The 19,457-nt window shown below is 71.0% G+C and carries 16 protein-coding genes and 2 riboswitches; of the genes, 6 read left to right on the forward strand and 10 right to left on the reverse strand.

Annotated elements, in window-relative coordinates; all coding sequences use genetic code 11:
• Nucleotides 1-91 precede the first annotated feature (91 nt).
• Entirely contained in the window at nucleotides 92-1,267 is a 1,176-nt protein-coding gene (locus tag NV263_RS23405) for an acyl-CoA dehydrogenase family protein (RefSeq protein WP_263254326.1), read from the reverse strand.
• A 100-nt stretch (nucleotides 1,268-1,367) separates the two neighbouring features.
• On the opposite strand from NV263_RS23405, the gene NV263_RS23410 reads away from it, so the two are divergent.
• The 5 genes from NV263_RS23410 (at nucleotide 1,368) to bioB (ending at nucleotide 7,661) form a co-directional block, all read left to right on the forward strand.
• Nucleotides 1,368-2,000 (forward strand): TetR/AcrR family transcriptional regulator, encoded by a 633-nt coding sequence (locus NV263_RS23410; RefSeq protein ID WP_263248767.1) that lies wholly within the window; start codon nucleotides 1,368-1,370, stop codon nucleotides 1,998-2,000.
• Nucleotides 2,001-2,217: 217 nt separating this feature from the next.
• A riboswitch (glycine riboswitch) is annotated at nucleotides 2,218-2,312 on the forward strand.
• Nucleotides 2,313-2,412: riboswitch (glycine riboswitch) on the forward strand. It abuts the riboswitch before it with no gap.
• Between the two features lie 119 nt (nucleotides 2,413-2,531).
• Nucleotides 2,532-3,635 carry a glycine cleavage system aminomethyltransferase GcvT gene (gcvT, locus tag NV263_RS23415; RefSeq protein ID WP_263248768.1) on the forward strand — a complete coding sequence of 368 codons (1,104 nt, stop codon included), beginning with the start codon at nucleotides 2,532-2,534 and terminating at the stop codon, nucleotides 3,633-3,635.
• Between the two features lie 23 nt (nucleotides 3,636-3,658).
• A complete protein-coding gene (gene glyA, locus NV263_RS23420; protein WP_263248769.1) occupies nucleotides 3,659-4,939 on the forward strand; it encodes a serine hydroxymethyltransferase in 1,281 nt (426 codons plus the stop codon).
• A gap of 183 nt (nucleotides 4,940-5,122) precedes the next feature.
• A complete protein-coding gene (locus NV263_RS23425) occupies nucleotides 5,123-6,514 on the forward strand; it encodes an amino acid permease (RefSeq protein ID WP_263248770.1) in 1,392 nt (463 codons plus the stop codon).
• Nucleotides 6,515-6,599: 85 nt separating this feature from the next.
• The gene (gene bioB, locus NV263_RS23430; RefSeq protein ID WP_263248771.1) at nucleotides 6,600-7,661 is read left to right on the forward strand and encodes a biotin synthase BioB; all 1,062 of its coding nucleotides are present in this window, start codon (nucleotides 6,600-6,602) and stop codon (nucleotides 7,659-7,661) included.
• A gap of 79 nt (nucleotides 7,662-7,740) precedes the next feature.
• On the opposite strand, the gene dacB is transcribed toward bioB, so the two are convergent.
• Both dacB and NV263_RS23440 read right to left on the reverse strand, forming a co-directional pair.
• The gene (gene dacB, locus NV263_RS23435) at nucleotides 7,741-9,291 is read right to left on the reverse strand and encodes a D-alanyl-D-alanine carboxypeptidase/D-alanyl-D-alanine endopeptidase (protein ID WP_263248772.1); all 1,551 of its coding nucleotides are present in this window, start codon (nucleotides 9,289-9,291) and stop codon (nucleotides 7,741-7,743) included.
• An 86-nt stretch (nucleotides 9,292-9,377) separates the two neighbouring features.
• Nucleotides 9,378-9,989, reverse strand: a complete 612-nt coding sequence (locus tag NV263_RS23440) for a LysE family translocator (RefSeq protein WP_263248773.1) — start codon at nucleotides 9,987-9,989, stop codon at nucleotides 9,378-9,380.
• A gap of 92 nt (nucleotides 9,990-10,081) precedes the next feature.
• On the opposite strand from NV263_RS23440, the gene NV263_RS23445 reads away from it, so the two are divergent.
• Nucleotides 10,082-10,585, forward strand: a complete 504-nt coding sequence (locus tag NV263_RS23445) for an Lrp/AsnC family transcriptional regulator (RefSeq protein ID WP_263248774.1) — start codon at nucleotides 10,082-10,084, stop codon at nucleotides 10,583-10,585.
• Between the two features lie 113 nt (nucleotides 10,586-10,698).
• Here NV263_RS23445 and tesB read toward each other — a convergent pair whose 3' ends face one another.
• The 7 genes from tesB to NV263_RS23480 all read right to left on the reverse strand — a co-directional run bounded on the left by tesB (nucleotide 10,699) and on the right by NV263_RS23480 (nucleotide 19,435).
• Nucleotides 10,699-11,637: an acyl-CoA thioesterase II gene (gene tesB / locus NV263_RS23450; protein ID WP_397545607.1), complete on the reverse strand. Its 939-nt coding sequence runs from the start codon at nucleotides 11,635-11,637 to the stop codon at nucleotides 10,699-10,701.
• Nucleotides 11,638-11,740: 103 nt separating this feature from the next.
• Nucleotides 11,741-13,162 carry a pyruvate kinase gene (gene pyk / locus NV263_RS23455; RefSeq protein ID WP_263248775.1) on the reverse strand — a complete coding sequence of 474 codons (1,422 nt, stop codon included), beginning with the start codon at nucleotides 13,160-13,162 and terminating at the stop codon, nucleotides 11,741-11,743.
• A 125-nt stretch (nucleotides 13,163-13,287) separates the two neighbouring features.
• A complete protein-coding gene (locus NV263_RS23460; protein ID WP_263248776.1) occupies nucleotides 13,288-13,947 on the reverse strand; it encodes a DUF2461 domain-containing protein in 660 nt (219 codons plus the stop codon).
• Nucleotides 13,948-14,283: 336 nt separating this feature from the next.
• Nucleotides 14,284-15,246: a hypothetical protein gene (locus NV263_RS23465; protein ID WP_263248777.1), complete on the reverse strand. Its 963-nt coding sequence runs from the start codon at nucleotides 15,244-15,246 to the stop codon at nucleotides 14,284-14,286.
• A 111-nt stretch (nucleotides 15,247-15,357) separates the two neighbouring features.
• Entirely contained in the window at nucleotides 15,358-16,197 is an 840-nt protein-coding gene (locus NV263_RS23470; protein ID WP_263248778.1) for a mechanosensitive ion channel family protein, read from the reverse strand.
• 661 nt (nucleotides 16,198-16,858) lie between these two features.
• Entirely contained in the window at nucleotides 16,859-17,038 is a 180-nt protein-coding gene (locus NV263_RS23475) for a hypothetical protein (RefSeq protein ID WP_263248779.1), read from the reverse strand.
• Nucleotides 17,039-17,137: 99 nt separating this feature from the next.
• Complete coding sequence (locus tag NV263_RS23480; RefSeq protein ID WP_263248780.1) at nucleotides 17,138-19,435, reverse strand: HelD family protein; 2,298 nt, start codon at nucleotides 19,433-19,435, stop codon at nucleotides 17,138-17,140.
• Between the last annotated feature and the right edge of the window lie 22 nt (nucleotides 19,436-19,457).

A 19,457-nucleotide genomic window follows, 5' to 3' on the forward strand; every position in this document is an offset into this window, starting at 1 on the left:
GCTCCTGCAGGACTGGGGTCAACCTGCCGCCAGCGTACCGACATTTCGGGCGTGGCCGGTGGGGTCGGGCCGCCACCAGGCGCGCGGGCTCTCAGCCGAGCACGCCGCGCACCGAGGCGTGCCCCTTGAGCAGGTTGCGGGCGATGGTGCGCCGCTGGATCTCGTCGGTGCCCTCGAAGATGCGCAGCAGGCGCAGGTCGCGGTACCAGCGCTCGATCGGCAGTTCGCGGGTGTAGCCCATGCCGCCGTGCAGTTGCAGGACGCGGTCGACGATCTCGTTGGCGCGGGTGCCGCCGTAGAGCTTGGCGATCGACTGGGCGTGCCGGGAGTCGCCGCCCTGGTCGACCTGCCAGGCCGCCTGGAGCACCAGCCAGCGCAACGCCTCGATCTCCACCGCCGAGTCGGCGATCATCCACTGGATGGCCTGGCGTTCGGCGATCGGCTTGCCGAACGTCTCGCGGGTCCGGGCGTAGTCCAGCCCCATCTCGACCAGCCGTTCGCAGCCGCCGAGCGCTCGCGCGGGCAGCAGGTACCGGCCGCGCCCGATCCACTGCATGGCCAGCGCGAAGCCGCCGCCGATCTCGCCGAGCACGTTCTCCTCGGGAACCCGCACGCCGTCGAACACCAGCGCCGCGGGCTGCCGGTCCCACTCGCCCATGATGTCGATCGGTTCCGACGTCCAGCCCATGTCGCGGTCGACCAGGAAGCAGGTCACGCCGCCGTCGGCGCCCTTGTCCCGGTCGGTGACGGCGAAGACCATGGCGAAGTCGGCGTCGATGCCGCCGGTGATGAACGTCTTCTCGCCGTTGATCACCCACTCGCCGCCGTCCAGGTGGGCGGTGGTGCGGATGTTCTTGGCATCCGACCCGGCGCCGGGCTCGGTGATCGCGAAGCACGACTTGCGGGTGCCTTCGATGGTCGGCAGCAGGTAGCGCTGCTTCTGCTCCTCGTTGGCGTGGTAGAGGATGTTGTCCGCGTAGCCGCCGAACCGGAACGGCACGAACGTGCGGCCGAGCTCGATCTCGATGAGCGCGGCCAGCACGGCCGACAGGCCCATGCCGCCGTACTCCTCGGGCGTCTGCACGCCCCAGAACCCGGCCTGCCGGGCCTTGTCCTGCAGCTCCCGCTGCTCCTGCTTGGTGAGCCCGCGCTCGCCGGCCCGCTCGCGGCGCAGCACCTCCGGCTCCAGCGGCACCAGCTCCCGCTGGACGAAGTTGCGCACCCAGTCGCGGATGTCGCGCTCGGTCTCGGACAGCGAGAAGTCCACCATCGCCTGTTCCTCCGACGCCCCGTGGCTAACAGCGTTAGTTTTGTGGCAGCCTAAGACCGCCGACGCGCCCCCGCAAGGGACCCGACGAGGAGAAACCGTGCCCAGACCCACCACGCCCCGGCTCTCGCCGGACGCCATCCGCCGCGCCGGGCTGGAGATCATCGACGCCGACGGCCTGGAAGAGCTGTCCATGCGCCGACTGGCCGACCGCCTCGGCGTGCGCGCCGCGTCCCTCTACAACCACGTCCGCACCAAGGACGAGCTGCTGCACGAGATCGCCGACGGCGTGATGGCCGACGTCGACGTCTCCGGCTTCGACGTCGACTGGCCGACCGGCCTGCGCACCTGGGCCCGCTCGTACCGCGCGGCGCTGGCCGCGCACCCCAACCTCGTCCCGTTCCTGGCCACCGGGCCGGACCGCCGGGAGAACGCGCTGCGCCGCGCCGACGCGGTGCACGGCGGCCTGACGCGCGCCGGGTGGCCGCAGCGGTACGCCACGATGATCGGCGCGTCCACGAAGTACCTGGTCGTCGGTTCGGCGCTCGGGTCGTTCGCGCAGGGCTTCCCGGACGACGCCGAGGTCTACGACCAGCGCTTCCCGCACCTCAACCGCGCCCACCTGCTGCGCGAGCACGCGGCCGAGATCGACCACGACAGCTTCGAACTCGCGCTGTCGGCCCTCGTCGACGGCCTGCACCGGCTGTACCGGGAAGTGGCGCGCGACGGCTGAGGCTGAGTGCCTGTCTTGAAATCGTTTTGCGAGGCGGTGCCGGTGGCGGAACCTCAGCGGCCGTCTCGACTGCGGAAGCCCCGGCCCATGTACGCCCAGACCGCCGAGCAGCCGACCGCGCGTCAGCGCAACCCCTGTGAGATCACACTCAAGTTTCGGTTGACCGGTCCGGCGGGGCTCCGTAGCGTCTGGCGGCAACAACCGAAGACCGCGCCGACGACGTCGTGCGGGAGAGACTCCGCAGCGCAGCGGGGCGCCGAAGGAGCAACCACTCCCCACCAAACTCTCAGGCACCGTCACCGCACGGCAGCAGGCGAACACGGAGAAAAGCAGAAGCACCGCGCTTCTCGCCCAAGGTGCAAGCCGTCGGCAGCGGCGGTGAAACTCTCAGGCCAATGACTCCGGGGAGACCGCCCGACCAGCGCATGCCCGCGCAGGTCGCGGTCGAGGTGCCCCGGATATGGTTGGGCGCAAGTGAGCTGACCGGCCCTCGACTGCCGACCGGCGCCCACCAGGAGGAGTCTCACAACGATGTCGTCGCCACGACGGACACCCTTGCACCACGTGCACCAGGCGCTCGGTGCCACCTTCACCGAGTTCGCCGGCTGGACCATGCCGCTGCGCTACTCCGGGGACGCCGCCGAGCACAACGCCGTCCGCGGCGCCGCCGGCCTGTTCGACCTGACCCACATGGGCGAGATCCGGATCAGCGGTCCGCAGGCCGCCGAGGCGCTGGACTACGCGCTGGTCGCCAACGCCTCCGCGATCAAGCCCGGCCGGGCGCGCTACACGATGCTCTGCAACGCCGAGGGGGGCGTGCTCGACGACCTGATCGTCTACCGCCTCGGTGAGCAGGAGTTCCTGATCGTCGCCAACGCGGCGAACGCGGCGGTGGTCTCCGACGAGCTCGCGCGGCGCGTCGGCGGCTTCGACGCCGAGCACCAGGACGTCTCCGACGACTACGCGCTGATCGCGGTGCAGGGTCCGCGCGCGGTCGACATCCTCGCGCCGCTGACCGACACCGACCTCGACGCGGTCAAGTACTACGCGGGCTACCGGGCGACCGTCGCGGGCAAGGACGCGCTGCTGGCGCGCACCGGCTACACCGGCGAGGACGGGTTCGAGCTGTTCGTCTCCCCTTCCGACGCGGAGGCCGTCTGGCAGGCGCTGTCCGAGTCCGGTGCCGAGCACGGCCTGCAGCCCACCGGGTTGTCCTGCCGCGACACGCTGCGGCTGGAGGCGGGCATGCCGCTGTACGGCAACGAGCTGTCCGCCGAGCTGACCCCGTTCCACGCCAACCTCGGCCGGGTGGTCAAGCTCGACAAGGCGAGCGACTTCGTCGGCAAGGAGGCGCTGGCGAAGGTCGCCGAGCAGCCCACCGACCGCACGCTGGTCGGCCTGACCACGTCGCAGCGCCGCGCGCCCCGGCACGGCTACCGGGTGCTCGACGCCGACGGCGCCGAGATCGGTGTGGTCACCAGCGGCGCGCCGTCCCCGACGCTCGGCCACCCGATCGCGATGGCCTACGTCGACCGCGCGCACAGCGCCCCCGGAACCTCGCTCCAGGTGGACATCCGCGGCACGGCCGTGCCCGTGGAGGTCGCCGAGCTGCCGTTCTACCGCCGCAACGCCTGACGAGACCGAAACAGGAGGCAATCATGTCGACACCGGACCTGTTCAACGATGAGTTGGCTGTGGTGGATGCGGAGGTGGCGGCGGCGGTGGGCGCCGAGCTCGGCCGCCAGCAGTCGACGTTGGAGATGATCGCGTCGGAGAACTTCGCGCCGCAGGCGGTGTTGCAGGCGCAGGGGTCGGTTCTGACGAACAAGTACGCCGAGGGGTATCCGGGCAAGCGCTACTACGGTGGTTGCGAGCACGTGGATGTGGTGGAGCGGTTGGCGATCCAGCGGGTCAAGGACCTGTTCGGGGCGTCGTTCGCGAACGTGCAGCCGCATTCGGGTGCGCAGGCCAACGCGGCGGCGATGTTCGCGTTGCTCAAGCCGGGTGACACGATCATGGGGCTGGATCTGGCCCATGGTGGGCACCTCACGCACGGGATGCGGATCAACTTCTCCGGCAAGCTGTACAACGTGGTGCCCTACCACGTGCGCGATGACGACCACCGGGTGGACATGGACGAGGTCGCCCGGCTGGCCCGTGAGCACCGGCCCAGGATGATCATCGCCGGGTGGTCGGCCTACCCGCGGCAGCTGGACTTCGCCCGGTTCCGCGAGATCGCCGACGAGGTCGGGGCGTATCTGATGGTGGACATGGCGCACTTCGCCGGGCTGGTGGCCGCCGGGCTGCACCCGAACCCGGTGCCGCACGCCCACGTGGTCACCACCACCACCCACAAGACCCTGGGCGGGCCGCGGGGCGGGGTGATCCTGTCCGGTGATGAGGAGTTCGCCAAGAAGTTCAACTCCGCGGTGTTCCCCGGCCAGCAGGGCGGGCCGCTGGAGCACGTGATCGCGGGCAAGGCGGTGGCGTTCAAGATCGCCGCTTCTCCGGAGTTCACCGACCGGCAGCGCCGCACCGTCGAGGGCGCCCGGATCCTGGCCGACCGGCTGTCGGCCGATGACGCCCGCGCCGCCGGGGTGCGGCTGGTCTCCGGCGGCACCGACGTGCACCTGGTGCTGGTCGACCTGCGCGACTCGCGGTTGGACGGCCGGCAGGCCGAGGACCGGCTGCACGAGATCGGCATCACCGTCAACCGCAACGCCGTGCCCAACGACCCCCGGCCGCCGATGGTGACCTCCGGCCTGCGCATCGGCACCCCCGCCCTGGCCACCCGCGGCTTCGGCGCGGGCGAATTCACCGAGGTCGCCGACATCATCGCCGAAGCCCTCAAACCCGACTACGACGACACCACCGCGACCAAGCTGCGTGGCCGCGTGGAAACACTGGCCACCAACTTCCCCCTCTACCCCAACCTCTGAACACGCACCGACGCCGCGCCCCGGGAATCTCCGGGGCGCGGCGTCTTGCTGTCCGAAGTGGACTGATCAATGGGGCAAAGGCCCGGTTACAACCGGGCGAACCTCTTGCCACCGCCAGCCGGATGCCCCAGTATCTCCGCAGTTCCAGCGAAACCCGCTGCGCGAACCGAGGAGTCCACTTCGATGAGCCAACCACCCGCCGAGGAGTACCGCAAGGAACTGGGAACCCGGCACATCAACATGATCGCCATCGGCGGAGCGATCGGTGTCGGATTGTTCCTGGGGTCCGGGAAGGCGCTCCACCAGGTCGGCCCCGGCCTGGTCGTGATCTACGCGATCGCCGGACTGATGATCTTCTTCGTGATGCGAGCGCTCGGCGAACTGCTGATGTACCGCCCGGTCAGCGGCTCGTTCGCGGAGTACGCCGGGGAATTCGTCGGCCCGTGGGCGCGGTTCGCCACCGGCTGGGGGTACTGGGTGGTGTGGATCGTGACCGGCATGGCCGAGATCACCGCCGTCGGCAAGTACTTCCAGTTCTGGTTCCCCTCCGTCCCGCAGTGGATTCCGGCGCTGGGGGCGCTGATCGTGCTCAGCGGCGTCAACCTCATCGCGGTGAAGCTGTTCGGCGAGTTCGAGTTCTGGTTCGCGCTGGTCAAGGTGGTGGCGATCGTCGGGCTGATCGTGCTGGCCGCGGCGATCCTGGTGTTCGGGTTCAGCGATGTGGGACCGACCGCGTCGGTGAGCAACATCTGGTCGCACGGCGGCCTGTTCCCCAACGGCGGGGTGTCGGCGCTGCTGGCCTTCCAGATCGTCATGTTCGCGTTCATCGGCGTGGAGATGGTGGGCCAGACCGCCAGCGAGAGCAGCGATCCGCAGCGGGTCCTGCCGCGGGCCATCAACTCGGTGATGTGGCGGATCCTGATCTTCTACGTGGGCGCCCTCGCCGCGCTGACCGCGCTGGTGCCGTGGAACCGCTTCCCGGCCGACGGCAGCCCCTTCGTGCACGCCTTCACCCTGATCGGAATCCCGGCCGCCGCGGGGATCATCAACTTCGTGGTGACCACGGCCGCGCTGTCGTCCTGCAACAGCGGCCTGTACTCCACCGCGCGGATGATGCGCACGCTGTCCCAGGAAGGACAGGCGCCGCGCGCGGTCGGACGGCTCAGCAGGCGCGCCGTTCCGGCGCGGGCGATCGGCATCTCGTTCGGCGTCATGCTGATCGGCGTGGCGCTGAACTACTTCGTGCCCGAGGAGGCGTTCACCTACATCACCAGCGCGAGCACCGTGGGCGCCATCTTCACCTGGGCGATGATCGTCATCGCCCACCTCGGCTACCGGCGGAAGGTCGCGGCCGGTGAGATCCCGGCGGGCCGGTTCCGGATGCCGTGGGCGCCGTACTCGAACTACGTGGTGCTGGCGTTCCTGGCGTTCGTGGTGGTGCTGCTGGCCTTCGACGCCGACACCCGGATCGCGCTGTACATCACGCCGGTCCTGGTCGTGCTGGCCGTCGTGGGGTACCAGTTGTCCGTCCGGACGCAGCGGCGGCGCGGCGACGAGCGCACCCCGGTCGCTTGAGGTCGCGCGCCCACAAAGCGCTACCGCCGCGCTTGTAGGACCGCGCTGTTGTCGCCGCGTCGCGGGTCGGACGAAGCTCTAGGGCATGACGATCTTGCTGGACGAGCTGGTCGCGCAGGCGCTCGATCGCCGCGCCCCGACCCGCGACGCGGCCCACGCGCTGCTGACCGACGAGTTCGAGGTGCTCGACGTGGTGGCGGCGGCAGCCCGCGTCCGCCGCCACTTCTTCGGCAACCGGGTCAAGCTCAACACGATCATCAACATGAAGAGCGGCCTGTGCCCGGAGGACTGCACGTACTGCTCGCAGCGGCTCGGGTCCACTTCGGACATCCTCAAGTACTCGTGGATCAAGCCGGACGAGGCCGCCGAGGCCGCCGACCGCGCGGCGCGGGCCGGCGCCAAGCGCATCTGCCTGGTGGCCAGCGGACGCGGCCCCGGCCAGCGCGACCTCGGCCGCGTCTCCGAGACCATCGAGGCCATCCGGGCCAAGCAGCCGGACGTGGAGATCTGCGCCTGCCTGGGCCTGTTGCAGGAGGGCCAGGCCGAGCAGCTGCGCGACAGCGGCGTCCACGCCTACAGCCACAACCTCAACACCAACGAGGCCCGCTACGCCGACATCTGCAGCACGCACACCTTCGATGACCGGGCGAACACCGTCCGCAAGGCCACCTCCGCGGGGCTGTCGCCCTGTTCCGGGGCCATCTTCGGGATGGGCGAGTCCGATGCGGACGTCGTGGACATGGCCTTCGAACTGCGGGAACTCGACCCGGACTCGGTGCCGGTGAACTTCCTGATCCCGATGGAGGGCACCCCGCTGGGCACCGACTGGCACCTCACCCCGCAGCGCTGCCTGCGCATCCTGTCGCTGTTCCGGTTCTTCTTCCCCGACGTGGAACTGCGGCTGGCCGGCGGGCGCGAAATCCACCTGCGCAGCCAGCAACCGCTGGCGCTGCACGTGGTCAACTCCATCTTCCTCGGCGACTACCTGACCAGCGAAGGCGCCTCCGGCAACGACGACCGCCAGCTGATCGCCGACGCGGGCTTCACCATCGAGGGCACCGACGAGCAGACCCTCCCGGACGCCCGCCACGACCTGGTCGCCATCCGCCGCCGCGGCGTCGGCACCGACCAACCCAGCAACGCCTGACCGCCCCGCGCGGGCACCGGTGCGCCCGGTGCCCGCGCCGGCGGAACAGGACGTCCGCCGGGAGATCGCCCTGGTGCGGTCAGCACCCCTTGACCCAGGAGCACTCCAGGCCGCGCTCGGCGGACGTCCGCGGGTGCGGCACGGCCGGCACCCCGCGCGCCTGGTCGTTCGCCCCGTCGTACTGGGCGAGGCGGACGGCGATCGCGTCCTGCAGGTCGTTCGGCGGGTCGGCCACGAAGTCGTTGAACACCACGGAGAACACCAGCGGCCGCCGGTCGGCGCCGGTGACGTACCCGGACAGCGACGTCACCCCGGTCATCGACCCGGTCTTGGCGTGCACGTTGCCCGCCGCCGGGGTGCCGCCCATCCGGTTGCGCAACGTGCCGCCGACCATCCGGTCCTGCTCGCCGGCCACCGGCAGGGCGTCCTGGAACTCGCGGAACCACGGCCGTTGCCGCGCGTTGTCCAGCAGCAGGGTCAGCTGCTCCGGCGTGACGGCGTCCAATGCGGACAGTCCGGAGCCGTCCACCATGCGCAGCACCCGCGGATCCACGCCCAGCCCGCGCAGCTTCTCGGAGAGCACGGCCAGTCCGGCGTCCCAGGTGCCCTGACCGCGCAGCACGCGGCCCATCGACTTCACCAGCACCTCGGCGTGCTCGTTGTTGCTCAGCTTCAGGAACGGCACCAGCAGGTCCCGCAGCGGCATCGACTCGCGCGCGGCGAGCGCACGCGCACCGGCCGGTGCCGCGCCGGGAGCGCCCGGCCGCACCGACACGCCGTGCGCGGCGAGCGCGCGGGTGAAGAGGTCCGCGGCGTAGGCCGCCGGATCGGGCACCGACGTGAAGTCCTCGCTCGGCGCTCCCCCGGCCGGAACCGTCCCGCTCACCACGACCCGCGACGAGCCGTGCCCTCGCTCGACGGTCACGTTCGGTCGCGCCCCCTGCGCCGCGGTCGTCGTCCGGTTCTCCAGCTGCACGACACCGGTCGACGGCTCCAGGGCGAGATCGGCGGGTTTGCCCGGCGTCGTCGGCGTGACCCGCACCTTGGCGCTCCCGGCGTCGAAGTCGGTGTCCGGCGCCGCGGTCAGCGCCGACACCGGCGCCGCGTAGTAGTACGGCTCGTCGTCCCAGGCCCACCCGGCGCCCAGCGGCACGTCGTCGAACCACGTGGCGTCGGTGCGCAACGTGCCCCGCACCTCGCGGATCCCGGAGTCGGCGACCTGCGCGGCCAGCCGGTCGTAGTCGGCGGCGAGCACGGTGGGATCACCCGTGCCGCGCAGGAACAGGTCACCGTCCAGCACCGGCCCCGACCGGCGGGCGTCGGACACCACGTCGGTGCGGAACCGGTAGTCCGGGCCCAGCGCCTCCAGCGCGGCGGCCGCGGTGAACAGCTTCGCGTTCGACGCGGGCGTCACCCGGTACCCGGCCTGCCTGCTGTAGAGCACCTGGTCGGTCTCCGGATCGCGCACCACGACCCCGGCGTGCGCCCCGTCCAGCCGCGGATCCGCCAGGATCCGGTCCAGATCGGCGCGCAGCGCGTCCGGGCCGCCGGGGGCGGCACCGGACGTCGCCGCGAACGGAAGCACCAGCGCAACAGCCGCCCCGACGGCCACACCCCACCAACGCCGCATCCCGCAACTCCCTCGCCCGGATCGAGAAGAACGAGGCAGCGTAACCGCGAGCACGACGCAGGGTCAACGCGTGATCACGCGGCGCGTCAGGTCAGCGCGATGGAGGTCGCCATCGCGAGCAGCGCCCCACCGCAGCAGCGCTCGAAGACCTTGCGGCGGCGCGGGCTGGCCAGCAGCGCCGACAACCAGCGCACGGACGGGATGACGATCAGCCACCACACGCCGAACAGCCCGACGGCGACACCGCTGAGCAGCGCGGCCTGCGGCATCGCGGCCGCGGTCGGGTCCATCGCCTGCGGCATCAGCGTCAGGAACGTCAGCAGGACCTTGGGGTTGAGCACGTCGGTCAGCAGCGCGCGCAGGAAGATCGAGCGGTTCGAGCGCTCCGGCTGCGGCGCGTCCGGTCCACCGACCGCCTTGCCCGCCTTGCGCAGGATCTGCACGCCCATCCAGACCAGGTAGGCCACGCCGATCGTCTTCACCACCAGCAGCGCCGCCGGTACGGTCGCCACCAGCGCGGACAGCCCGAGCGTGGCGGCGGTGGCGTGGATCAGCAGCCCGCAGGTCACCCCGGCGGCCGCCAGCCAGCCGCGCCGCGCGTCCGCCGCGGCGTGACTGGTGATCAGCACGAAGTCCGGACCGGGTACCAGGACGATCACCAACAGCGCCAACAGGAACGACCCCCAGGCGATGTGCACGGCTCCTCCATTCCCTCCACATGACGTCGGAACGCGCACATCCTCCGTCCATCGTTCGCCGGTTCGCCACTGCGGCCGTAGGATGTTCGGTTGTGCGTGAGTCCGTAGAACTGGATTCGGTGGACTGGCGGATCCTGGAGGAACTTCAGAACGACGCGACGCTGCCGAACCGCGCGCTCGCCGAACGGGTCGGGCTCGCGCCGTCGTCGTGCCTGCAACGGGTGCGCCGGTTGCGCGAACAGCGGGTGATCACCGGGTCGCACATCGACGTCGACCCGGCGGCGACGGGGCTGCCGCTGGAGGCGGTGGTGGCGATCAACGTCCGCCCGCACACCCGCGCGGTCGTGGACCAGTTCCGGGAGTTCGTGATGGCGCAGCCGGAAACGCGGTCCCTGCTGCACGTCAGCGGTCAGGCGGACTTCCTGCTGCACGTGGCGGTCGCCGACACCAGGCACCTCCAGGAATTCCTGGTCGACAGGCTCGCCTCGCGCACCGAGGTGCGCCACTTCACCAGCTCGATCGTGCTGGAACAGGTGCACACCCGGGCGCTGACACCACCACGACACCTCCGCCCGAAACGCCGCCGCCGGTCCTAGGGACGGTTCGAAAGTGCGCTGCGAGGCGGTGCCGGGAGCGGAACCTCATCAGTGCCGGTCGCTTGCGTACTCACCGAAAGAGAAAGCGGCTGGCGCCGCTTGCGGAACGCGTCCTAGTCCAGGACGCGCAGCAGTCCCTCCTGGACGACGGTCGCCACGAGTTGCCCGTCGCGGGAGAAGAACCGGCCGGTCGCCAGCCCGCGCGCGTTGGAGGCGCTGGGCGAGGCGCAGTCGTAGAGCAGCCACTCGTCGGCGCGGAACGGCCGGTGGAACCACATCGCGTGGTCCAGGCTGGCGCCGTTGACGTTGTCGAGTCCCCAGTACACGCCGTGGCGGGCGAGCACCGCGTCCAGCAGCGTCATGTCCGAGGCGAACGCGGCGATGCACACGTGCAGCAGGTCGTCATCGGGCAGCACGCCGTCGGCGCGCATCCACACCTGGCTGCGGGCCTCCTGCGGCCCCTTGCCGCGGCGCACCCACGGCGGGTCGGTCACGTAGCGGACGTCGATCGGGCGCGGCTGCGCCCGCCCGAGCTGGTGCACCAGGTCCCCGACCTGCTCGCCGTAGGTGGGCAGCGTCTCGGGGGCCGGGACGTCGGGCATCGGTTCGGCGTGGTCGATGCCGGACTCGTCGATCTGGAACGACGCCGACAGCGAGAAGATCGTCTTGCCGTGCTGCACGGCGACCACGCGGCGGGTGGTGAACGACCGCCCGTCGCGGGTGCGGTCGACCTCGTAGACGATCGGCACGCTCGGGTCGCCGGGGCGGATGAAGTAGGCGTGCAGCGAGTGCACCTGCCGCTCGCGCGGCACCGTGCGACCGGCCGCGACCAGGGCCTGACCGGCCACCTGGCCGCCGAAGACCCGCACCGGGGACTCCGCCGGGCTGACGCCGCGGAAGATGTTCTCCTCGATGCGCTCCAGGTCGAGCAACGCGATGAGGCTGTCGAGCACGGGCTGGCCGTGCGGGACGCCGTTGGCGTCGCGGGGGACCGAGCCGTCCAGCCGGGTTCCCGCCGGGTCGGCCGCCGCTGCTCGCGCCGCTTCGGTCACTGCACGCTCCTCGGGTCTTCCGGCCGTCCCGGCCGCCGGACGGGAGCGCCGGGAAGGCTCCCGCCCGACAGCGCCACCGCGTCCGCGGTGGCGTCGGCACGGATCAGACGTGGTCTTCCTCACCGAGCCGGTGCACGCGGATCAGGTTGGTGGACCCAACGGTTCCCGGCGGGGAACCGGCCACGATGACCACCATGTCCCCGCGTTGGGACCGGCCGAGCGACAGCATCGCCTGGTCCACCTGGCGCACCATTTGGTCGGTCGTGTCCACCTTAGGGACCAAGAACGTCTCTGTCCCCCAAGTGAGAGCGAGCTGACTCCGCACGGATTCCTCGGGGGTGAACGCCAGCAGCGGCAGTCGCGTGTGCAGGCGGGCCAGGCGACGCACCGTGTCGCCGGACTGCGTGAACGCGACCAACGCCTTGGCGTTGAGCCGTTCGCCGATGTCGCGGGCCGCGTAGGAGATCACGCCCCGCTTGGTGCGCGGCACGTGGCTCAGCGGCGGCGGCGCGGTGGAACCGGCCTCGACCGCCTCCACGATCCGCGCCATCGTCTGCACGGTCTCGATCGGGTAGCGACCGACGCTGGTCTCGCCGGACAGCATCACCGCGTCGGTGCCGTCCAGCACCGCGTTGGCGACGTCGGAGGTCTCGGCGCGGGTCGGCCGGGAGTTCTGGATCATCGAGTCGAGCATCTGCGTCGCGACGATGACCGGCTTGGCGTTCTCCCGGGCGATCCGGATCGCCTTCTTCTGCACCAACGGCACGTGTTCCAGCGGCAGTTCGACGCCGAGGTCACCGCGGGCGACCATGACGCCGTCGAAGGCCAGCACGATGGCCTCCAGGTTGTCCACCGCCTCCGGCTTCTCCAGCTTGGCGATCACCGGAACGCGGCGGCCCACCCGGTCCATGACCTGGTGCACCAGGTCGATGTCGGCGGGACTGCGCACGAAGGACAGGGCGACGAAGTCCACCCCGAGGTGCAGGGCGAACTCCAGGTCCTCGATGTCCTTCTCGGACATCGCGGGCACGGAAACGTCCATGCCCGGCAAGGAGATTCCCTTGTGGTCGGAGACCGGCCCGCCTTCGGTGACCTCGCAGACGACGTCGTTGTCCTCGACGGCGGTCACGGTCATGCCGACCTTGCCGTCGTCGACAAGGAGGCGGTCTCCGGCCTTGGCATCAGTGGCAAGGCCCTTGTACGTGGTGGAAACGCGGTCGTGGGTGCCCTGGACGTCGTCGACCGTGATGCGCACGACGTCCCCGGTGCGCCACTCCACCGGACCGGCGGCGAAGGTGCCGAGGCGGATCTTCGGTCCCTGCAGGTCGGCGAGGATCCCGACGGCGCGGCCGGATTCCTTGGCCGCGGTCCGGACGATCTCGTAGACCTGCTGGTGGTCGGCGTGGCTGCCGTGGCTGAAATTCAGCCGGGCGACGTCCATCCCGCTGCTGACGAGCTCGGCCACCTTCTCCGGCGAGGCGGTGGCGGGGCCCATGGTACAAACGATCTTGGCTCGTCGACTCACATCATGCCAGCCTAGTCCGTTGGCACGTGCCCGCAGCATTCAGCCGCCCTCGTACTGTCGGACGTCGAAAATCGCTGCTGGATCGTGACAGAGCGTCTGCCGAACGGCTACCGCGCGGGGCCGCTTCAGCGTCGGCGGCGCTCGGAGACGCCGACGTGGTCGGCGCACCACTGGTTGAGCTCGCGGACCTCGCGCCACGCCCGCCGCACCCGTTGCAGGCAGCTCCGGTCGTGCAGCGCGTCGTCGGGTTCCCAGCGCCGGAAGGCGTAGAGCGTGCGGTGCCGCAGCAGGTCGAGCCGCGGGTGGTCCGCCGGGTAGCCGCGCGGTCGGCTCTTGAGCGTCTCCCCCGCGATCTCCCAGCCCCGCAACGAGTCCAGCAGGCGGCGCAGCCGCTCCCCGTGGACCTCGGTGTCCACCGCCGTGCGCCACCGCGCCAGCTGGTCCGGCTCGGTGTGGAAGCAGCCGCCCGCGACGAGCAGGCCGTCGGCGCTGACCTCGACGTAGTAGGCGCCGCCACCGCGCCCCTGCTCGACCACCGCGCCGCAGTGCGTCTTGTACGGCGACTTGTCCCTGCTGAACCGCACGTCGCGGTGCGGCCGGAACACCTTGCCCTTGCCGAACCCGGCGGCGAACTCCGGTTCCAGCTCGGCGAGCAACGCCTCCATGGGCCCGCGCACGTGCTCCCGGTACAACGCCAGGTTGTCGGCCCAGTACGCCTTCGAGTTGTCGGCCTGCAGCCCCTCGAAGAACTCCACCGCCCCGTCACCGAAACCCTCGAACCGCACCCCGCCAGCCTAGGGAGTGTTTCGGAAGTGCTGTGCGTGGCGGTGCCGGGAGCGGAACCTCAGCGTCCCGCCCGTCACCCGACCACCACCCCCCAACGAGGCGCTGACGCGCCACAGCCACACCGGCTCCGGAAGCCCCTCCTGATGTATGCCCAATACACGGCGTCGGGGCTGTCCTCGCGACACGACCGCTGAGAACCCGCAGCGGTGCGGGTCGCGAGACCACTCACCGAAAGAGAAAGCGGCTCACGCCGCTTACAAAACCCGCGCTAGTCGGCGCGGGGCGTGCGGCGGCGGGAGCCCGGCGACCGTCCACTGTGCACTCGCCCCGGCCGGCTATCCGAGCGGGCTCTCCTCGATCGGACCTCCGGAACAGCCGGGCGCGCTTTCGAACATTCCGGTGACCAGTCCCATGAGCGCGTTGTCGGGTTCGTCCGAGAGGATCTCGAACAGGTTCGCGCGAACGGCGCGGAAACGGTCCGGGTCGAGCACCAGCCGCCCCGGTGCGAGCGCGGCGGAGAAAAGCGATTCGGGTCGCCGGAAAAGCGCGTTGCCGCTCGTGCCGTCGTTCATCTCGACCGAGACGAGGACCGAGGTGAGAACCGGCCGACCGTTCTCGACCGAGAACAGGTTGAGGTCGAAGTCGACCGGGCCGCCGCGCCCCGCCGCGGTGCCGAAGTGCTCGACGTGCGGGCCGCGGTCGCGCGCGAGCGAGTCGAGGCAGTCCCGCAGGCCGGACAGCTCGTCGGCCCGCAGCGAGTCCGCCATCGCGTCGACGATCAGCTCGGGCACCGGTTTGAGCTGGTCGGGGTAGCGCAGGAGGCGCCACGGCCGGTACCGCACGGACCACCCGCACCAGCGCATGGCGGCCGCGTAGGCGGCGTAGTGGCGGGTGCGCTCCGCGGTGACGTCGCCCTCGAAAGCCGCGCGGCGCTGCGCGTGCAGCTTGGTCAGCAGGCAGGCGCGGTACGCGTCGCGCAGGTCGGCGCCGTCCAGGTGGGCGGGGTCGGCCACCAGCACGCCGCCCCGGCGCTCGACCGCGCCGAATCTGCGTCCCAGGCGGGTCGGCGCGGCGGGCGGTGTCGTGGTGATCAGGTCGGTTCCGGCGGTGGTCGGGTGCTCGTCGAGCGAGCTCAACGCGAAATCTCCGTTCCAGTGTGCTTTCTCGGCGGGAAAACCGAATTTCCGCACTTTTGCGGGAATTGTTCCGCGAATGCGGCGAATGTCCGATTGCGCGTCCGGGCGGAAAACCGGTCGCCACCGAAAAAATATCCCCGGAAATCCGGGGACGTCGATCACACGATCGAGTAAATGGGGTGCGGAATTCCCGATTCGTCCGACACGAAGAACGCCCCGGAACGCATCGGCGGCGAAGGAACGCGTTCCGGGGCGCCCGTCCTCTCGTGGCCGTCAGGGCTGCGGCGACCGGCCGCTTTCCGAACCGCCGCCGGACTCGGCCGGTGTCTCGGTGCGCCCGGGCGGGGTCGTGCGCCACCCGCTGTCCCCGGCGCCGCTGCGGACCTCCTCCCGACCCGGCTCGGCCGTGCGCGCCCGCAGCTGCGCCCGTTCCGTGCGGGCGCGGTCGTAACCGGCGCGCAGCATCTCCGAGGCGACCTCGCGGCCACCGAGCCCGAACGCCAGGGCCAGGCCCAGCGCGAGCGCACCCATCAGCGCCGCGTAGGTGATCATGACGATGATCGGGGCGATCCCCAGCTGGGTGAGGATCATGAACGTCGCGATGCCCATGACCAGCGCCGGAGCGACCGTGGCCACCACCTTGCCGCTCGGCGTCTCGCCCATCGCCCGGCGCGCCAGCCCGCCGACCACGCCGGCCAGCAGCCCGGCGAGCACGAAGACCACAACGGCCGCGATGACGTTGGGCAAGTACGCCAGCACCGTGTTCATGAACGCGGTCAGCGCCGGGATCTCCAGTGCGCCGATGGCCGAGACCGCGGCGAACGCGAACACCAGCCAGAACGCCACCCGGCCGATCCCGCGGGACAGCGACGCCCCGGGGGACATGCGCTCCAGGTACTGGCCCGCGTGGCTCTCCCCCACGCGGCGGTCCGTGTCGAGCTTGTTCAGGATCTTGCGGACCACCCACTGCACGGCCTTGGCCACCACGTAGCCGATGAGCAGGATGACCAGGAACGCGATCAGTCGCGGGATGTAGGCGATGACGGTGTTCAGGGCGCTGAAGAGCATCCCGAGGATGTTGGTCGCGGGCCCTTGGGCGAGAACGAGAGACATCGGGGTCTCCTTCCCTTGCGGCACCTGGCGTGCGTCGGCCCCGGGCGGCTCCCGGTCTCCCCGCCGGAGGGCGCGCGCACGACTTCTCCAGCGGTGAGAATCGTTCGAACCGACTGCTCCCGGATACCCCGCCGCACCGCCCCGGTAACACCCGCCGCACGCGTCGAACGCCCGTGCCCACCGTCCGCTGTGGACGCCGTCCGGGCGTGCCGGAACAGCCGCTGAGCGCTTCCGCCCCGGAAGGTCGCGGTGCGCGCTGAGTGCCTGTCTTTGAACTTGCTCCTGGAAGGGACGTGGCAAGCGGCGCCAGCCGCTTTCTCTTTCGGTGAGTACGCAAGCAACCGGCACCGCCGCGGGTTCTCCGATGGGCACAGCGGCGCGTCAGCGCCTCCTTGGGGGGCGGTGGTCGGGCGACGGGCAGGCGTCTCGCGAGGACAGCCCCGACGCCGTGTATCGGACATACATCAGGAGGGGCTCCCGGAGCCGATGTGACTGCGGCGCGTCAGCGCCTCCTTGGGGGGCGGTGGTCGGGCGACGGGCGGGCCGCTGAGGTTCCGCCACCGGCACCGCCACCCAAAACGAGTCCGAAGACAGGCTCTTAGGGAAGACGCCCGCCCGACCCGGAGGTCGGACGGGCGTCCTGGCTGCCGCGGGCGGCGGGTCACGCGTTCGCGGGCCGCCGCCAGGCTTCGGGGACCTTCCGGCCGTCGGCGCGCAACAGGTCCGCCAGCGATTCGGTCAGGTCCGGCCAGCGCTCGCGTAGCCACACCAGCTGCGGGGTTTCGCGGCGCGCACCGGCTTTGGCGACTGCGGTCATGCCGTTGTGGGCATGTGTGGACACCCGGACTCCTCGGAAGGGAAGGGACGGAACTACCAGAACCACTCTGGTGATCACCGAATCCGGGGAAAACGTTACGCAGTCACGCGGTGACTCCGGAGTTCACTCGATCGGGTGAGGAGCGAGGACGTCCGGCAGGTCGCCGGTGTGCACGATGCCCAAGCGCTGGGTCGCTCTGGTGAGCGCCACGTACAGGTCGTTGAGCCCGCGCTCGGACTCGGCCAGCACGCCGTCGGGGTCGACCAGGACGACCGAGTCGAACTCCAGACCCTTCGCCTGCTCCACGGTCAGCAGCACCGCGGGCGACTCCAGCCCGTCCGGCCGGGTGCCGACCACCGCGCCCGGGATCCGCTCGGCGACGTCGGCGCCGATCCCGTCCAGCAGCTCCGGCGGCATGAGCACCGCCAGCCGCCCCTCGCCGACCTCGCGCAGCTCCTCGGCGACGACCTCGGGCAGCCGGTCGGCCAGGTCCGCCGCCGCGACGCGGCGGGTCCACGGCTCGTGGCCGCTGGTGCGCACCGACCTCGGGACCTCCAGGTCTGTGTCCATTTCGGACAGAACGGTGCCCGCCAACGCCATGATCTCGGCCGGGGTGCGGTAGTTCACCGTCAGTTCCGCCAGTTGCCAGCGGTCCTGGACGTACGGGTGCAGCACCTCGTCCCAGTCGCGCGCGCCGCCGAGCGCACCGGTCTGCGCGACGTCGCCGACCAGCGTCATCGACCGGCTCGGGCAGCGGCGCATCAACGCCCGCCAGGCCATCGCCGACAGTTCCTGAGCCTCGTCGACGATGACGTGGCCGAAGGTCCACGTCCGGTCCTCGGCGGCGCGTTCGGCCGCGGTCAGGTCGCTGCGCGTGCGGTAGCGGTCGGCGAGCAGCTCGGCGTCGATGACGTCCTTGACCCGCAGGCGCTCCTCGTCGCGGATCTCGTCGTCCTCCTCCATGATGTGCAGCACGCCCTGCGCGTAGGCCAGTTCCTCGCGCTCCTGGCGTTCCCGCTCGGCCCGCGCCGCCGCGTCGTCCTCGCCGAGCAGTTCGGCGAGTTCGTCCAGCAGCGGCACGTCGTCCGGCGTCCACGGCGCGCCCGGTTCGCGCAGCAGCTCCGCCCGCTCGGCGTCGTCGAGGTGCTTGCGGGCGGCGGTGCGCAGCCGGTCCGGCGAGCTGAACAGCTCGTCGAGCAGCTCCTGCGGGGTGATCTCCGGCCACAACGCGTCCAGCGTCTTGCAGACCGCGGGATCGGCGCGCAGCTCCCGGTTGATGTCGTCGAGGTCGCGGCTGTCCAGCAGGTCGCGCCCGAGCCGGTCGGCGACCTGCAACGTCAGCGCGGAGAACATCTCGTTCTGGAACACCCGCCGCGCCACGTTGTGCGGCCTGCGGGACCGCCGGGCGCGGGTGCGGGCCTGGCTCACCGCGCGCCGGTCGACGCGCAGCGGCTCCCGGTCGAACACGGTCTCCACGTAGTCCTTGGGCACCTGCTGGCGGTCGCGGACCGCGGCGGTGAGCACGTCGACCATGCTCGCCCGGCCCTTGATCTCCGCGGCCCGCGGCGAATCCGCGCCGGTGGCCGTGATCCCCGGGTACAGACCGCCCACAGTGGACAGCAGAACGCCGGTCTCGCCCAGCGACGGCAGCACCTGCCCGATGTAGCCGAGGAACGTCGGGTTCGGCCCCACCACGAGCACGCCGCGCTTGCTGAGCTGTTCGCGGAACGTGTAGAGCAGGTACGCGGCGCGGTGCAGCGCGACCGCCGTCTTGCCGGTGCCGGGGCCGCCCTGCACGACCAGCACGCCGTTCATCGGCGCGCGGATGATGCGGTCCTGCTCGGCCTGGATGGTCGCGACGATGTCCTGCATGTGCCCGGTGCGGCGGGCGTCGAGCCGGGCCAGCAGCGTCGCCTCGCCGGCGAGGCCGAGGTCGCTGCCCTGCTCGGCGTCGTCCAGGTCGAGGACCTCGTCCTCGATGTCCACCACGCGCCGCCACCTGGTGCGCAGGTGCCTGCGGCGCCGCACCTCCTCCCGGGACGCCGCCGTGGCCAGGTAGAACGGGCGGGCCGCGGGCGCGCGCCAATCCAGCAGCAGCGGCTCGTAGTCGTTGTCCTCGTCGAACAGGCCGAGCCGGCCGATGTGGAACAGCTCCCCGCTGTCCAGGTCGAGCCGCCCGAAGCACAGGCCGTGTTCGACAGCGCTGAGCTGGGTCAGCTTCTCGGTGTACATCCGGGCGGAGATGTCACGCTCGGTGCGACCCTGCGGCGACCCCCCGGTCTCCCGCAGCGTGTCGCGCAACCGCCGCTCGGTCTCCGCGCGGAGCGCGTCCAGCTTCTCGTAGAGCGTGCCGACGTACTGCTGTTCGGCGTCGATTTCCTGGGCTCGGAAGGCATCCCGATCGGCTCGGGTGTCGGACAATGGATCCACCTTGTGCCTGGGA

The sequence above is a fragment of the Saccharopolyspora rosea genome, from assembly GCF_025643595.1.
Taxonomy (GTDB): domain Bacteria; phylum Actinomycetota; class Actinomycetes; order Mycobacteriales; family Pseudonocardiaceae; genus Saccharopolyspora; species Saccharopolyspora rosea.

Bases quoted from the DNA above. Each gene is read 5' to 3' on its own strand.
- dacB (WP_263248772.1), bottom strand. From the start codon at position 9,291: ATGCGGCGTTGGTGGGGTGTGGCCGTCGGGGCGGCTGTTGCGCTGGTG.
- NV263_RS23425 (WP_263248770.1), top strand. From the start codon at position 5,123: ATGAGCCAACCACCCGCCGAGGAGTACCGCAAGGAACTGGGAACCCGG.
- glyA (WP_263248769.1), top strand. From the start codon at position 3,659: ATGTCGACACCGGACCTGTTCAACGATGAGTTGGCTGTGGTGGATGCG.
- NV263_RS23470 (WP_263248778.1), bottom strand. From the start codon at position 16,197: ATGTCTCTCGTTCTCGCCCAAGGGCCCGCGACCAACATCCTCGGGATG.
- bioB (WP_263248771.1), top strand. From the start codon at position 6,600: ATGACGATCTTGCTGGACGAGCTGGTCGCGCAGGCGCTCGATCGCCGC.
- gcvT (WP_263248768.1), top strand. From the start codon at position 2,532: ATGTCGTCGCCACGACGGACACCCTTGCACCACGTGCACCAGGCGCTC.